Annotated in this window: 10 protein-coding genes; 4 read left to right on the forward strand and 6 right to left on the reverse strand. The window is 59.0% G+C overall.

What is annotated here, in order from left to right; all coding sequences use genetic code 11:
* The first annotated feature begins 154 nt into the window (after nucleotides 1–154).
* From JFT86_RS10975 to yjiA, 3 genes are all read left to right on the forward strand, one after another.
* Nucleotides 155–2221 (forward strand): carbon starvation CstA family protein, encoded by a 2067-nt coding sequence (locus JFT86_RS10975; protein WP_201236724.1) that lies wholly within the window; start codon nucleotides 155–157, stop codon nucleotides 2219–2221.
* Between the two features lie 15 nt (nucleotides 2222–2236).
* The gene (locus JFT86_RS10980) at nucleotides 2237–2434 is read left to right on the forward strand and encodes a YbdD/YjiX family protein (RefSeq protein ID WP_003228401.1); all 198 of its coding nucleotides are present in this window, start codon (nucleotides 2237–2239) and stop codon (nucleotides 2432–2434) included.
* A 160-nt stretch (nucleotides 2435–2594) separates the two neighbouring features.
* A complete protein-coding gene (gene yjiA / locus JFT86_RS10985) occupies nucleotides 2595–3566 on the forward strand; it encodes a GTPase (RefSeq protein WP_201236725.1) in 972 nt (323 codons plus the stop codon).
* Nucleotides 3567–3664: 98 nt separating this feature from the next.
* Here yjiA and JFT86_RS10990 read toward each other — a convergent pair whose 3' ends face one another.
* The 6 genes from JFT86_RS10990 to morA form a co-directional block, all read right to left on the reverse strand.
* Nucleotides 3665–4375, reverse strand: coding sequence for a GntR family transcriptional regulator (locus tag JFT86_RS10990; protein ID WP_201236726.1), 711 nt, complete (start codon nucleotides 4373–4375; stop codon nucleotides 3665–3667).
* 24 nt (nucleotides 4376–4399) lie between these two features.
* Nucleotides 4400–5104 carry a FadR/GntR family transcriptional regulator gene (locus JFT86_RS10995; protein ID WP_201236727.1) on the reverse strand — a complete coding sequence of 235 codons (705 nt, stop codon included), beginning with the start codon at nucleotides 5102–5104 and terminating at the stop codon, nucleotides 4400–4402.
* An 84-nt stretch (nucleotides 5105–5188) separates the two neighbouring features.
* A complete protein-coding gene (locus JFT86_RS11000; protein WP_103303615.1) occupies nucleotides 5189–6502 on the reverse strand; it encodes a C4-dicarboxylate transporter DctA in 1314 nt (437 codons plus the stop codon).
* Nucleotides 6503–6876: 374 nt separating this feature from the next.
* The gene (locus tag JFT86_RS11005) at nucleotides 6877–7407 is read right to left on the reverse strand and encodes a hypothetical protein (protein WP_201231388.1); all 531 of its coding nucleotides are present in this window, start codon (nucleotides 7405–7407) and stop codon (nucleotides 6877–6879) included.
* A gap of 227 nt (nucleotides 7408–7634) precedes the next feature.
* Nucleotides 7635–8888 (reverse strand): serine hydroxymethyltransferase, encoded by a 1254-nt coding sequence (glyA, locus tag JFT86_RS11010; protein ID WP_201236728.1) that lies wholly within the window; start codon nucleotides 8886–8888, stop codon nucleotides 7635–7637.
* 240 nt (nucleotides 8889–9128) lie between these two features.
* Nucleotides 9129–12977 carry a cyclic di-GMP receptor MorA gene (morA, locus tag JFT86_RS11015; RefSeq protein WP_201236729.1) on the reverse strand — a complete coding sequence of 1283 codons (3849 nt, stop codon included), beginning with the start codon at nucleotides 12975–12977 and terminating at the stop codon, nucleotides 9129–9131.
* A 285-nt stretch (nucleotides 12978–13262) separates the two neighbouring features.
* On the opposite strand from morA, the gene ettA reads away from it, so the two are divergent.
* Nucleotides 13263–14927, forward strand: coding sequence for an energy-dependent translational throttle protein EttA (gene ettA / locus JFT86_RS11020; protein ID WP_007909789.1), 1665 nt, complete (start codon nucleotides 13263–13265; stop codon nucleotides 14925–14927).
* The last annotated feature ends 335 nt before the right edge of the window (nucleotides 14928–15262 follow it).

Raw genomic sequence — 15262 nt, forward strand, 5'->3', positions numbered from 1 at the left:
AATCCTCTGGATGTTCGCTGACTATAGACCCGCATTCTTCAACCGTGCCAGTGCAGACAGGCGTCTAGACCAATGTCGGGGTATGGTCTTTGGCGCCAGTAGCGCTAAACTCGGGGTGGCTGTCTTTCTTGTCCACCCTGGCTGGAATAATAAAATGAAAAATAATAATAGCCTGCTACGCCACTTACCCTGGCTAGTGCTGGCAATCGTAGGAGCGTGCGCCCTGGGCGTAGTGGCATTGCGCCGAGGCGAGGCGATCAACGCCTTGTGGATTGTGGTCGCTGCCGTGGCCATTTATCTGGTTGCGTACCGTTACTACAGCCTGTTCATCGCAAACAATGTGATGCAACTCGATCCGCGTCGGGCCACCCCCGCCGTGATCAACAACGACGGTCTGGATTACGTTCCAACCAACAAACACATACTTTTCGGTCACCACTTTGCAGCGATTGCTGGCGCAGGCCCTTTGGTCGGCCCGGTACTGGCGGCGCAGATGGGTTACTTGCCCGGCACGCTATGGCTGATTGCCGGGGTGGTGCTGGCGGGCGCGGTGCAGGACTTCATGGTGCTGTTCATGTCGACCCGTCGCAACGGCCGTTCCCTGGGCGACATGGTGCGTGAAGAAATGGGCCGGATCCCCGGCACCATTGCCCTGTTCGGCTGCTTCCTGATCATGATCATCATCCTCGCAGTGCTGGCGCTGATCGTGGTCAAGGCACTGGCCGAGAGCCCGTGGGGCATCTTCACCGTGATGGCGACCATCCCGATCGCGATGTTCATGGGCATTTACATGCGCTACATCCGCCCGGGCCGCATTGGCGAAATCTCCGTGGTCGGCGTGTTGCTGCTGCTCGGTTCGATCTGGCTGGGTGGGCAGATTGCCGCTGATCCGGTGTGGGCCAAGGCCTTCACTTTCACCGGTGTGCAGATTACCTGGATGCTGGTCGGTTACGGTTTCGTGGCGGCATCGCTGCCGGTCTGGCTGATTCTGGCGCCGCGTGACTACCTCTCCACCTTCCTCAAGATCGGCACCATCATCGCTCTGGCGATCGGCATTCTGGTGACCATGCCCGAGCTGAAAATGCCCGCGCTGACCCAATTCGTCGACGGCACCGGCCCGGTATGGAAGGGCGGCCTGTTCCCGTTCCTGTTCATCACCATTGCCTGCGGTGCGGTTTCCGGTTTCCACGCACTGATTTCTTCGGGCACCACGCCGAAGCTGCTGGATAACGAAACCAACGCCCGTTACATCGGTTACGGCGGCATGCTGATGGAGTCGTTCGTCGCCATCATGGCGATGGTTGCTGCTTCGGTAATCGAGCCTGGCGTGTACTTCGCCATGAACAGCCCGGCCGCCGTGGTTGGCAGTGATGTTGCCTCGGTTGCGCAAGTGGTCTCAAGCTGGGGCTTCGCGATCACGCCGGAAGCGTTGCAAGCGGTCGCGCACGACATTGGCGAAACCACCATCCTGGCCCGTGCCGGTGGTGCGCCGACCCTGGCGGTCGGTATCGCGCAGATCCTGCACAGTGTCCTGCCGGGTGAAAACACCATGGCGTTCTGGTACCACTTCGCGATTCTGTTCGAAGCGCTGTTCATCCTCACAGCGGTAGACGCCGGTACCCGTGCCGGACGTTTCATGCTGCAGGACTTGCTCGGCTCTTTCGTTCCGGCACTGAGACGTACCGAATCGTGGACTGCCAACCTGATCGCCACCGCCGGTTGCGTAGCGATGTGGGGCTGGTTGCTGTATCAGGGCGTGATCGACCCACTGGGCGGCATCAACACCTTGTGGCCGCTGTTCGGTATCTCCAACCAGATGCTCGCCGGTATCGCGTTGATGCTCGGTACCGTTGTGCTGATCAAAATGAAGCGTCAACGCTACATCTGGGTGACCTTGCTGCCAGCCGCCTGGCTGCTGATCTGCACCACGACCGCAGGCTTCATCAAGCTGTTCGACGCCAACCCGGCGATCGGCTTCCTGTCGCTGGCCAAGAAGTACAGTGATGCACTGGCCGCCGGTCAAGTGATCGCTCCGGCCAAGAGCATCGATCAGATGCAGCACGTGATCTTCAACGCTTACACCAACGCAACGCTGACGGCGCTGTTCCTGTTCGTGGTCTTCAGCATCCTGTTCTATGCGCTCAAGGTCGGCATCGCCGCCTGGGGCAAAAAAGAGCGTACGGATAAAGAATCGCCATTCCAGGCTCTGCCGGATGCGTAACCAGAGGATTGCACCATGTTCAATGACCTGAGTCGCCTCGGTAAATACCTCGGTCAGGCCGCACGCCTGATGGTCGGCATGCCCGACTACGACACCTACGTCGAGCATATGCAAACCAAGCACCCGGACAAACCGGTGATGAGCTACGAGATGTTCTTTCGTGAACGTCAGGAAGCCCGTTACGGTGGCAAGGGTGGGCCGAAGTGCTGTTGAGCTGACAGCCAGAGGCCAGTGCCAACTCTGTGGGAGCGAGCCTGCTCGCGAATACGGAGTGTCAGTTGATGAATAATCTGACTGGCACACCGCTTTCGCGAGCAGGTTCGCTCCCACATTTGTTTTGTGTTGTTCATTCATTTTGTGAAGGGGATCTGTTTTGTCTTCTCCCATACCCGTAACGGTACTCAGCGGTTTCCTCGGTGCCGGCAAGACCACCTTGCTGCGTCACCTGTTGAAAGCCGAGCACGGCCTGAAAATCGCCGTGATCGAGAACGAATTCAGCGACGCCGGTATCGACACCCAGTTGTTGGGCGACGAGCCGGTGCAAGTCATGACGCTGGCCAACGGCTGCGTCTGCTGCACCATTCATACAGACCTGACCAAAGCCCTGTACCTGCTGCTCGAACGGCTGGACAGCGGTGAAATCGCCTTTGATCGCTTGGTCATCGAGTGCACCGGTCTGGCCGATCCGGCGCCAGTGGCGCAGACCTTCTTCATCGACGAAGAACTGCGCGAGCGTTACCTGCTCGACGGCATCATCACCCTGGTCGATGCCGCGCATGCCGAGCATCATCTGACCCAGACCATCGCCCAGGCACAGATCGGTTTCGCCGACCGTTTGCTGGTGAGCAAGACCGATCTGGTCGACGCAGCGGCGTTCACTGCGTTGAGCGAGCGTCTGACCCGGATCAATCGTCGTGCACCGATCCGCGTGGTCGAGCACGGCAACATCGATCTGGCCGAACTGCTCGACGTGCGTGGCTTCAACCTCAACGCCGATCTCGGCGGTGGGTTGAGCCTGCGGCCGGTGAGCAAAGCGCCGTCCATCGATCGCATCTCCAGTCTGGTGCTGCGCACCGACCAGCCGCTGGATATCGATCAGCTCAGCGAGTTCATGAATGAACTGCTGGAAGAGCACGGCAAGCAATTGCTGCGTTACAAGGGCGTGCTGAATATTGCCGGGGAAGATCGGCGCTTGGTGTTTCAGGGCGTTCTGAAGTTGTACGGTTTCGACTGGGATACCGAATGGGCCGAGGGTGAGGCGCGGGAAAGTGTGATTGTGTTTATTGCCGATGATCTGCCGGAAGAGAAGATTCGGGCGGGGTTTGCGCGGGTGGCGGCATGCTGATGGGTTTGTATTGCCAATGATGACGCCATCGCGAGCAGGCTCACTCCTACAGTTGAAATGCGTTCCCCTGTAGGAGTGAGCCTGCTCGCGAAGGCAATCTAACCGGCAACACAGACTTCACTGGCTGAATCCAGCAGCGTCTGCTCAAGATGAGCCAGGTGTTGATTCATCAGCATGCTGGCTCTGCAAACATCGCCACACTCCACAGCCTCTACCAACGCCAAATGCTCCTGCCAGACGCAGCAGCTATGCGTGCTCCGCGAGCTTCGCGCAATCGCCAGCGACGTCAGCGGCACCAGACTGCCGAGAAAATGCGCCAACGGTGCATTCCCCGCCATCTGCGCCAATTGCAGATGAAATTCTCCCGACAAACGAATTGCCGCGCCACGCCGATCCTGCTCCACGGCCTGACGCTCACGTTCGATCAAGGCTCGCAGGCGCTTCACCCCATCAACCGATGGCCGCTGACAAGCCAGCCGCACCAACGTGTTTTCGGCAAGTCGCCGTGCGTGCAACGTCTGTCGGGTGTGCTCTGCATCCAGCTCGGCAACGCGTGGCCGATGATTGGCGCGCAGCACGATGATGTGCTCATGCGCCAGTTGCGTCAGCGCCCGCCGCACATCCGCGCGGCTGACACCGAACATCTGCTTGAGACTTTCTTCGGTGAAGCGGCTGGCGGGTTCGATACGTTGTTCCAGAATTGCATCGAACAGCCGTGGATACAGGTCCTCCACCGGCGCGAGCAGGCGGGAGAAGGGCAGGGCAGCCGACATCTGGCGGTTGTGCGACGGCGTGGCAAGACTGTTCATGGCCGGTCTCCAGTGTGAAGGGGTTCAGTTACTCAAGTTGTCTTCCGGAATGTTCAGCTCGATGCCCATCCGCTGACCTTCACGCAGAATGTGCCGGCGCATTTCGGCACTGGCTTGGGCGCTGTTCTTGCTGCGGATAGCGCGGACCACGGCTTCGTTTTCCTCCAGCCGTTCGGCCAGGTGCTCCGGGGAGTTGCGCAGCACTTCGGCGCTTTGCTTGAGGGCGTTGCTGGTTTGCTGCACCACGCTCTGGAAAATCGGATTCGAGGTCAGGGTGAACAACTCCTCGTGGAACGCGATGTAGGCACTGACTCCGGCTTCGCTGTCGCCGGCTTCGAGGGCTTCGCGCATGTCCATCAGGGTCAGGCGCAACTGGCCGACTTCCTTGCTGCTGATCGACTGTGCAACCAGCCCGACGATGAACGGTTCAAGGGTGTAACGCAGTTGCAGCACGTCTTCGAGGCTGGCGCCGGCGACAGCGCTGTCGTGGTTTTGGCTGTCGCTCAGTTGCGCCTCAAGTACGACTACGCCTTTGCCCGGCATCGAACGGACGAGGCCGAGGGTTTCCAGAACGATCACCGCTTCGCGCAGGCTCGGCCGGCTGATGCCCAGTTGTTCGGCCAGTTCGCGCTGACCCGGCAGCATGTCGCCGGAGCGCCACTGACCACGGGCCAATGCCGTGCGGAGTTTTTCTACCACTGAGTTGACGACGGTTGATGTGGTTATCACTTGTCTAGCTCCATGTGCCTGCATGAGATGCCGCAGGCCAGATCAAAAGATCGCAGCCAGCGGCCATCCCGGCAGGGTTGAAAATCAGAACTCTTGCTGGTGCGCCGGAGTTGCTGTTTTACGCGGCTGAAAGGTGTAGCCCTGCTGGCCGCTCAATACTTTGTTGGCTCTTTGTACGTCGATGTCTTTTTCCCAGCGGGCGATGGCCACGGTGGCAACGCAGTTGCCGATCAGGTTAGTCAGTGCCCGGCCGATGCCCATGAACCAGTCCACCGCCAGCACCAGCACCAGGCCGACCACCGGAATCGCCGGGATCGCCGTCAGCGTCGCCGCGAGAATCACCAGCGCCGAACCGGGAATCCCATGGGCGCCCTTGGAGGTGATCAGCGACACCAGCAGGATCGTCAGCAAATCGGTCATGGCCAGCGGCGTGCCGGTGGCGTTGGCGATGAACACGATGGCGAGGGTCAGGTAGATCGAGAAACCGTCGAGGTTGAATGAGTAGCCGGTGGGAATCACCAGGCCGACCGTCGAGCTGCCGATGCCCAGGTGTTCCAGTTTGCGCATGATCTGCGGTAGCACGGCGTCGGACGATGCGGTGCCCATGACGATCAGCAGTTCTTCGCGCAGGTATTTCAGCAGCGGCCACATGCGCAGGCCGGAAGCACGCATCACCAGACCGAGAATCACACTGACGAACGCGATGCAGGTCAGATAAAACAGGCCGACCAGACTTCCCAGATGTTGCAGCGAGTCGAGGCCATATTTGCTGGTGGTGAAGGCGATGGCACCGAACACGCCGATTGGCGCCAGACGCACGATCATGCCCATGATCCGGAAGATCACATGGCTCAGTTCGTTGATCAGCCGCGAGATGCCGGAGGCCGCTTCACCGACCAGATTCAACGCACTGCCGAACAGCACCGAGAACAGCAGCACTTGCAGGATGTTGTTGTCGGCAAATGCGCCGATCACCGAAGTCGGGATCAGGTCCATGAGGAACTGCGTGGTGGTGTGCATGTGCTGGCCGCGTTCGGCGATGTCGCCCATGTCCGCAGCGGACAGCTGCTCCAGATGGATATTCGCGCCGCTGCCGATGCCGGTGCTGAAGGCGAATACCAGGCCGATCACCAACGCGATGGTGGTCAGCACTTCAAAGTAAATCACCGATTTGAGGCCGATGCGGCCGACCTTCTTCAGGTCGCCTGCGCCGCTGATGCCGCTGACCACCACGCAAAACACGATCAGGCCGATAAGCATCTTGATCAGTTTGATGAAACCGTCGCCGAGCGGTTTGAGCTGGGCCGAGTATTCAGGAAGGGTCAGCCCGCAGACGATGCCGAGCATCAGTCCGAGAACCACTTGGAGGAAGATTGAACGCGAGCACCATCTGAGCATGGGAGGAATCCTGGTCGGTGTCCTGGCTGCCGTGTGCGGAGCACATCAGATTCAGAACTTAATTATTGTGGTCTTACCGGTATGTCCAGTGCGGGTGCAGTGTAGGCGTGGTTTTTTGGTGATCGCAAGTGAAAAATGACAAATTGGTTTGACCGGTCTGACCAGTTGGTCTGTGAGACCCATTCTTGAGCGGACAAGGCGTGAAGACAATTTTTGTTGGCGATTGGCAGTTCCGGAATGTGTATGCCGCTCCGTTGACAGGATGAAGTCGCGAAAATGCTTGTCGAGGGTTGTTGTCGAAGTCCTCACCGCGGACTTTAAAGCGCAGTGGCGGTGAGAACTTCTTCCGGTTTTATTGAAATTGTATGCGGTCGTTATTTAGCGCCGCGCTTGATGATGTCGAGTTTAAAGTCGAGTACCTGCCCGCCTTCTTTGCCAGTGCACACTAGTCCACCCACTTTTGAGTTTTCACGAACACTGAGTTTACGGCCGCCGCGGGTTTGAATCTTCAGGTTGTGTGTGTCCCCATGGAGTTGGTCGAGGGTGACAATCCGGTTGTTGGCATCCAGCAAGTTGTATGAGGTTTGATCGGCATTGTCGGTAAAGGCACTGATCAGGTCACGGTGCTCGTTACTCAAGGCGTAATTGTGATAGTGACTGCCCGTCAGCAAATAAATGAAGTAGTAGTCTTCAATACAGCGGAAGTGGAATCGGAGCTGGTCTGCCGGCACCTCCGGATGCACGCACAGTGTGTTGGATACATCGACGTGGGCGTCGAAGGTGAAGGCTTCGTAGTACCAGCGTTTTATGAAGGTCTTTTGTCCATAGGAAATGCGCGGCACGTGCAAGTTGCCATACTGGGTCTGCAGACGTGCAGTGAAAGACTTTTCTATATTCGTGCTCATGGGTATCTCCATCCATAGATGATAGGTAAATAATATTTTTTAGGTGCAATTTGTGCTGAAGGAAACTTACCAGTGTTCGTGCTGGTTGTTTTTTTTATGCTGTTTCCGTGTTTTTCAACAGTCGGCAAGTTGCCGTTGATGTGTTCAATTGTTTTTCTTGTGTGGTTTGTTCAGGGCAAAAAAAAGCCCGGCCAATTGGCCGGGCTTTGTGTTTCAGTTGCTAACTATCAAGCGCCGTATACCGGCAGTTTCTTGCAGATGGCTTTGACTTTCTCACGAACGGCGTCGATCACCGCTTCGTTGTTCAGGTCAGCCAGAATGTCGCAGATCCAGCCGGCCAGCTCTTTGCACTCGGCTTGCTTGAAGCCGCGAGTGGTCACAGCCGGAGTACCGAAACGCAGGCCGGAAGTGACGAACGGCGAGCGTGGATCGTTAGGCACGGAGTTCTTGTTCACGGTGATGAACGCTTTGCCCAGAGCGGCGTCGGCGTCTTTACCGGAGATGTCCTGCTTGATCAGCGACAGCAGGAACAGGTGGTTCTTGGTACCGCCGGACACCACGTCGAAACCGCGCTCGATGAACACTTCGGCCATGGCCTGGGCGTTCAGCACCACTTGTTTCTGGTAGGCCTTGAACTCAGGCTGCAGCGCTTCCTTGAAGCAGATCGCCTTGGCGGCGATCACGTGCTCCAGCGGGCCACCTTGGGCGCCCGGGAATACTGCGGAGTTGAGCTTCTTCTCGATGTCGGCGTTGGCGCGAGCCAGGATCAGGCCGCCACGTGGACCGCGCAGGGTCTTGTGCGTGGTGGTGGTCACGACGTCAGCGAAAGGTACCGGGTTCGGGTAGACGCCAGCGGCGACCAGACCGGCCACGTGGGCCATGTCGACGAACAGGTAAGCGCCAACCTTGTCAGCGATTTCGCGGAAACGCGGGAAGTCGAGGATCTGCGAGTAGGCAGAGAAACCGGCCACGATCATTTTCGGCTTGTGTTCAACAGCCAGACGCTCGACTTCGTCGTAGTCGATCAGGCCGTTGGCGTCGATGCCGTACTGGATAGCGTTGTACAGCTTGCCGGAGGAGGAAACGCTGGCGCCGTGGGTCAGGTGACCGCCGTGGGCCAGGCTCATGCCCAGAATGGTGTCGCCACCTTGCAGCAGTGCCAGGTAGACCGCAGCGTTGGCTTGCGAACCGGCGTGTGGCTGAACGTTGGCGTAATCGGCACCGAACAGCTCTTTGGCGCGGTCGATGGCCAGTTGCTCAACGATGTCGACGTACTCGCAACCACCGTAGTAGCGCTTGCCCGGATAACCTTCGGCGTACTTGTTGGTCAGAACCGAGCCTTGAGCCTCCATCACCGCTGGGCTGGTGTAGTTCTCCGAAGCGATCAGCTCGATGTGTTCTTCCTGGCGCTGAGCTTCTTGCTCCATGGCGGCAAAAAGATCGGCGTCGTACTTGGCAATAGTCAAATCACGGCTGAACATGGCGGTCCTCAAGGATCGGGGGCAGAAAAGGGGGGCATTCTAACCCAATGGGTTTTGGATGGCATATGAAACGACATCATGTCGCAGACAAGTGGCGTTCATGCGCAGATAGATGGTGATTGTGCCGGCCTCATCGCGAGCAGGCTCACTCCTACATTATCTGAGGCGTACACAAAAACCGTGACCGACATCAATCCCTTGTAGGAGTGAGCCTGCTCGCGATGGCAGCGCCACAGATTTTCAGTCAAACATGAACAGCGCGTCATTGCTGAACTGCGCCTCGAACCTGCTCGCGGGCATCGGCCGTCCGAACAGATAGCCCTGAACCTCGTCGCAACCATGCTCGCGCAGGAAGTCCAGTTGCTCATGGGTTTCCACACCTTCGGCGATGACCGCCAGATTCAGGCTGTGCGCCATGGCGATGATCGCGCGGGCGATCTGCGCGTCCTGCTCACCCGACGGCAAGCCATCGACGAAGGTGCGGTCGATCTTCAGCACGTCGATCGGGAATTGCTTGAGGTAGTTCAGCGATGAGTAACCGGTGCCAAAGTCATCGACCGCAATGCTCAGGCCAAGGTTTTTCAGACCGGCGAGAATCTGCATCGCCTCGCTGACTTCACGCATCAGAATACTTTCGGTCAGTTCAAGCTCCAGGCACGCCGGCGGCAGGCCGGTTTCGCGCAGGATCGTGGCGATCCGCGTACCGAGTTGACCGTCGGAGAACTGTCGCGCCGAGATGTTCACCGAGACTTTCGGTACACGCACGCGGTTCTGGTGCCAGGTCTTGAGTTGGCGGCAAGCCTCGCTGATCACCCAGTCGCCGACGTCCACCACCAGCCCGAGCTCCTCCAGCACCGGAATGAAATCCCCCGGCGGCACCAGCCCGCGCCGTGGATGGCGCCAGCGCAGCAGGGCTTCGGCGCCAGTCAGGCGTTTGCCGTCGCCGCTGAACTGCGGTTGGTAGTACAGCACGAACTCGTTCTGCTCCAGGGCGTGGCGCAGGTCGCTTTCCAGCTCCAGACGTTCGAGCGCACTGGCGTTCATGTCGGCCTGATAAAACTGGAAGTTGTTCTTGCCGCGCTCCTTGGCGTGGTACATCGCGGTGTCGGCGTTCTTCATCAACTGGCTGAGTTCGTTGCCATCCTGCGGGCTCAGGGCGATGCCGATGCTCGCGGTGACGAAGAACTCACGCCCTTCGAGCACGAACGGCCGCACCAGGCTGCCGAGAATCTGCTCGGCGACATGAATCGCCCGGTTCAGCGCCAGTTCGCGGCTGGAACGGTGTTGCAGGAGCAAGGTGAACTCATCGCCGCCCATCCGCGCCACGGTGTCGTCATCGTCGACGCAGGCCAGCAGGCGCGTGGCCATATCTTTCAACATGCGGTCGCCGGCGGCGTGGCCGAGGGAGTCGTTGATCGGTTTGAAGCGGTCGAGGTCGAGGAACATCAGCACCACCCACGACTTCTGCCGTTCGGCCGATTGCAGCGCGGTGTGCAGGCGATCCTGGAACAGCGTGCGGTTGGGCAGATGGGTCAAGGCGTCGTAGTAGGCGAGGCGATGGATGCGTTGCTCGCTGGCCTTGCGCTCGCTGATGTCGCTGAAGAAACACACGTAACTGGCCAGATCGCCCTCGTCGTCGAGCACGGCGGTGATGCCAACCCATGCCGGGTAATGCTCGCCATTACGGCGCTTGAGCCAGACTTCACCTTCCCAGGTGTTGTGCTGGTGCAATTGCTTGAGCACGTAGCGCAAGTGCGCGTCCTGCTGTTCGTCGACGGTGAGCATGTTCGGCAACTGGTCGAGCACTTCAGTGACCGCGTAACCGCTGACCCGACTGAACGCCTCGTTGGCCTGAACGATGTAACCGGCCGGGTCGGTGATCAGGATCGCCGAGGTCGAGTGTTCGAAAACCGTGGCGGCCATGCGCAGGTCTTTCTCGGCGCGACGTTGCTGGCTGATGTCGCGGCCGACGCCGAGCACGCCTTCGAATGCATTGTGTTCGTCCCAGACCAACACCAGACGCAGTTCGATCGGAATCTTGCGGCCGTCAGCGCGCAGGCAGTCGAACAGGAACATCTGGGTCTGCACCTGGCTGCGCAACAGCGCCAGTTGCTCGGGCTTGTCCAGCGCTTTGCTGACCCGATCCATGAGCTGATAAATACCGCTCAGTTGCTGCGGGTTGGCGATCGTCGATTGCCAGCCGTTCTGGAAAATCCATTCGGCGTCGTAGCCCAATACCGCCTGCACCGACGGGCTGACGTAGTTCAGCGAGAGTTTGCTGTCGGTGGAGAAGATCACGTCGCTGATGCTTTCGGCGAGCATGCGGTAGCGCTGCTCGCTGTCACGCAGGGATTCGCTGGCCTCGATCTGTTCGGTGATGTCCTTGGCCACGCCGATGATCCGCGTCACCTGATCGTGCTTGTCGCGAGCCAGTGCCTGTTCGCGAATATCGAAACGCCGCCATTTGCCGTCGCGATGGCGGAAGCGCAACTGACATTGTAGTAACTGGCTGTAACCGGCGTGGCGCTGCATCTGGCGCGAGCGGTGGTAGTAATCGGCGTCTTCCGGGTGCAAAAGGATTTCCCAGAAATACTCGCCCATCTGATGCAGCTCGGAGCGGTTGTAACCGAGGGTCTGGCCGAGGTGATGGTTACTGAAAATCATCCGCTGGCTGATCACGTCCTGCACGTACAGGTGATCCGGCACGGTGCGCACCACGTCCGACCAGAAACCTTCGCGCTCCAGCAGCGACAACTCGATCAGCTTGCGGCTGGTGATGTCGCTGATGCTGAGGATCACCGCTTTGTAGTCGTGCTGCTCGGTTGGCAGGCGCAGAACCATCCACAGGTGCTGGTCGCGACCGTTGATGTCCGGCAGTTTGATTTCCAGTTCCAGCTGTTTTTGCTGCTGGAGCACGGCGTCGAGCACCTGATTGCCGATGGCGCAGTGACGATGTGGATGGCCGTCGATCAGCAACTGCCAGGCGTGATCGCAGGAATTGACGTTGAGCAGTTGCAACGCCACCTGATTGACCTCGGTGATGCGCAGTTCCTGCAACAACTGCTGGCGCTGCTGCGGTTGGTCGAGCCAGGCCTTGAGTTGATCGCTGGTCTGGATCTGTGCCTTGTCGAATACCTGTTTCAGTCCGGACAGGTCGAGCACGCACAGGGCGACGCCGGTGCCTTCGAAGATGTCCTGATAACGGCGACGCCCTTCATGCAGTTGGCGCTGACGGCGGCGCATGTTCAGCAAGGCGATCACGGGCAGCATCGAGAAGGCCAGGCCCAGCAGGCATTTGCCAATGAACGCCGGCAGCAGTTCTTCGAGCACGCGCTGGCGGTCGAACAGTCCGCGCAATTGCCAATCGCTGCTGCTCAACGGCACGGTGAGTACGGTGTTGGCCAGATCGTCGGGGCTGAGAACACCGGGCTTGGCCGAAGGCAGGGCTTCGTCGCGACTGATGATCTGGTGATTGATGCGGTTTTCCACCAGCCACAGCGGACGCAGTCCGGTTTCACTCTGTTTGGTCAGTGAATCGAAGAACGTCGGTGTCAGGCGCAGTGCCCAATAACCACGGGTGCTGCCGCTGGCCTGATGGAGTAACAGATGCACCGTCGAACCGTCGTCGGCGTTGCTGAAGTAATGTGCCTGGGCATGGCTGCGCCGGACCAGTTCGGTGAGGTACTCGGCGTCGGAGCTGTCGGCAGCGCTGTCGCTGATGATTCTGCCGGAAGGGCTGAGCAACGCCAGGCTGCGCAGGTCTGGTAGCGATTGCTGGAGCTTGCGCAGTAATTGCTGCTGTTCGTCGGCTGATTGTGGTTGCTCGACGATCGGTAGCAGGTTGAGGGCGATTTGCGCGTTCAGCGCCATGTTCAGGCTGACCTGTGAGGCGAGGTCGGCGGTGTAGTCGATGGTGTACTGGCGCTGGTTTTTCTGGGTTTCGCGCAGTTGGTCAAGCAGTTGCCAGAACAGCAAGGCCAGCAACAAAAGCACGAGCGTCGCCAGCGCACCCTTTAATGTTCCGCGCAGGGGCGAGCCGGGCGCCGGTTGGGTGCTGCTCACAGAGGCTGGCGGAGTGACGTTGGACAAGCTGTAATCCTGCGGTTTGGCTGGACTGGCGCGACGTGCACTATAAGCCGGACGCCCGAAGGGCGGCTAGCATGCCTTGAGTTGTGGCGAAGTGCCAGCCCCTCGCGGCTGGACTGCCACCGGTCATTAAGGTAGCTTTGCCGGTTACGCGGGAGCGTTCCAGCTCCTAGACTCAGACTTTTTCAGCGCGCACGCATTGATAACCATCAAGTGAACGACGCGCATGGTCTGGCCGGGCATCGCCTGCGCTGCAATCATTCATCTGTCACTGACCCAAGGTTCTCCATGGCTCAATACGTCTTCACCATGCATCGGCTGGGCAAAGTTGTTCCGCCGAAGCGGGAAATCCTCAAAAACATTTCGCTGTCCTTCTTCCCCGGCGCCAAGATCGGCGTACTCGGCCTCAACGGTTCGGGTAAGTCCACGCTGCTGAAAATCATGGCCGGCGTCGATACCGAGTTCGAGGGCGAAGCCCGTCCGATGCCGGACCTGAACATCGGTTATCTGCCGCAAGAGCCACAACTTGATCCGACCAAGACCGTGCGTGAAGTGGTTGAGGAAGCGGTCAGCGTGATCAAGGATGCGCAAGCGCGTCTGGACGAGGTTTACGCCGCGTACGCCGACCCGGATGCCGACTTCGACAAGCTGGCCGCCGAGCAGGCCAAACTCGAAGCGATCTTGCAGGCCAGTGATGGTCACAACCTTGAGCGCCAACTGGAAGTCGCCGCCGATGCGCTGCGTCTGCCGGCATGGGACGCCAAGGTCGAGCACCTGTCCGGTGGTGAAAAACGTCGTGTGGCCCTGTGCCGTCTGCTGCTGTCCGCCCCGGACATGCTGCTGCTCGACGAACCGACCAACCACTTGGATGCCGATTCCGTGGCGTGGCTGGAGCATTTCCTGCACGACTTCCCGGGCACCGTGGTAGCGATCACGCACGACCGTTACTTCCTCGACAACGTCGCCGGCTGGATTCTGGAACTCGACCGCGGCGCGGGCATTCCTTACGAGGGCAACTACTCGGGTTGGCTCGAAGCCAAGTCCGATCGTCTGGCGGCCGAATCCAAGCAGCAGTCGGCTCACGAAAAAGCCATGAAAGAAGAACTGGAGTGGGTGCGCAAAGGCGCCAAGGCCCGCCAGTCGAAATCCAAGGCTCGTCTGCAACGCTTCGAAGAAATGCAATCGCAGGAATTCCAGAAGCGTTCGGAAACCAACGAGATCTACATCCCGGCCGGTCCTCGCCTGGGCGACAAGGTCATCGAATTCAAGAACGTCACCAAGGGCTACGGCGATCGCGTGCTGATCGACAACCTGTCGTTCTCGATGCCGAAAGGCGCCATCGTCGGCGTGATCGGCGGTAACGGTGCCGGTAAGTCGACTCTGTTCCGCATGCTGATGGGCAAGGAAACACCGGATTCGGGCAGCATCGAAGTCGGTGAAACCGTGCAACTGGCCTGTGTCGATCAGAGCCGCGATGACCTGGACGGCAGCAAGACGGTGTTCCAGCAGATCTCCGACGGCTCCGACCAGATCCGCATCGGCAACTACGAGATCCCGTCGCGTACCTACGTCGGTCGCTTCAACTTCAAGGGCGGCGATCAGCAGAAGTTCGTCAAGGATTTGTCCGGTGGTGAGCGCGGTCGTCTGCACCTGGCGCTGACCCTGAAGGAGGGCGGCAACGTCCTGCTGCTCGACGAACCGTCCAACGACCTCGACGTTGAAACCTTGCGTTCCCTGGAAGAAGCCCTGCTGGACTTCCCGGGCGCCGCCATTGTGATCTCTCACGATCGCTGGTTCCTTGACCGCGTCGCGACTCACATCCTGGCGTACGAAGACGACTCGCAAGCCATCTTCTTCGAAGGTAACTACACCGAGTACGAAGCCGATCGCAAAAAGCGTCTCGGCGAAGCGGCGGCCCAGCCACACCGGGTACGTCACAAGAAACTGGCCTGATATCGGGTTGGTTGCACAAAGAGCGGAGCCTTCGGGCTCCGTTTTTTTTGCCCGGGTTTTTTCAGCGAGACCGAGGTGTGGCCATCGCGAGCAGGCTCACTCCTACAGAGGAACGCATTCCAGTTGTAGGAGTGAGCCTGCTCGCGATAGCGGTGTAACGGTTGGTGCAAGACTTGGATTTGCGCTCCCCATTCAGGTGCAAAACAGGGGCAAAAACCTGCCTGATTTATATTCTGTGCACCATTTAATTTCATAACTGCGACATTTTACGCTGTTCTTGTGCGCAATTCGTTTGTTACAGTCCGGCTCAATCTCCTCCAACGACAATAAATTTG

The organism is Pseudomonas sp. TH06, assembly GCF_016651305.1.
Classification (GTDB): Bacteria; Pseudomonadota; Gammaproteobacteria; order Pseudomonadales; family Pseudomonadaceae; genus Aquipseudomonas.

Excerpts from the sequence above, each read along its gene's own strand:
- JFT86_RS10975 (WP_201236724.1), top strand. The coding sequence starts at position 155 with ATGAAAAATAATAATAGCCTGCTACGCCACTTACCCTGGCTAGTGCTG.
- JFT86_RS10980 (WP_003228401.1), top strand. The coding sequence starts at position 2,237 with ATGTTCAATGACCTGAGTCGCCTCGGTAAATACCTCGGTCAGGCCGCA.
- JFT86_RS10990 (WP_201236726.1), bottom strand. The coding sequence starts at position 4,375 with ATGAACAGTCTTGCCACGCCGTCGCACAACCGCCAGATGTCGGCTGCC.
- JFT86_RS11000 (WP_103303615.1), bottom strand. The coding sequence starts at position 6,502 with ATGCTCAGATGGTGCTCGCGTTCAATCTTCCTCCAAGTGGTTCTCGGA.
- JFT86_RS11005 (WP_201231388.1), bottom strand. The coding sequence starts at position 7,407 with ATGAGCACGAATATAGAAAAGTCTTTCACTGCACGTCTGCAGACCCAG.
- glyA (WP_201236728.1), bottom strand. The coding sequence starts at position 8,888 with ATGTTCAGCCGTGATTTGACTATTGCCAAGTACGACGCCGATCTTTTT.
- ettA (WP_007909789.1), top strand. The coding sequence starts at position 13,263 with ATGGCTCAATACGTCTTCACCATGCATCGGCTGGGCAAAGTTGTTCCG.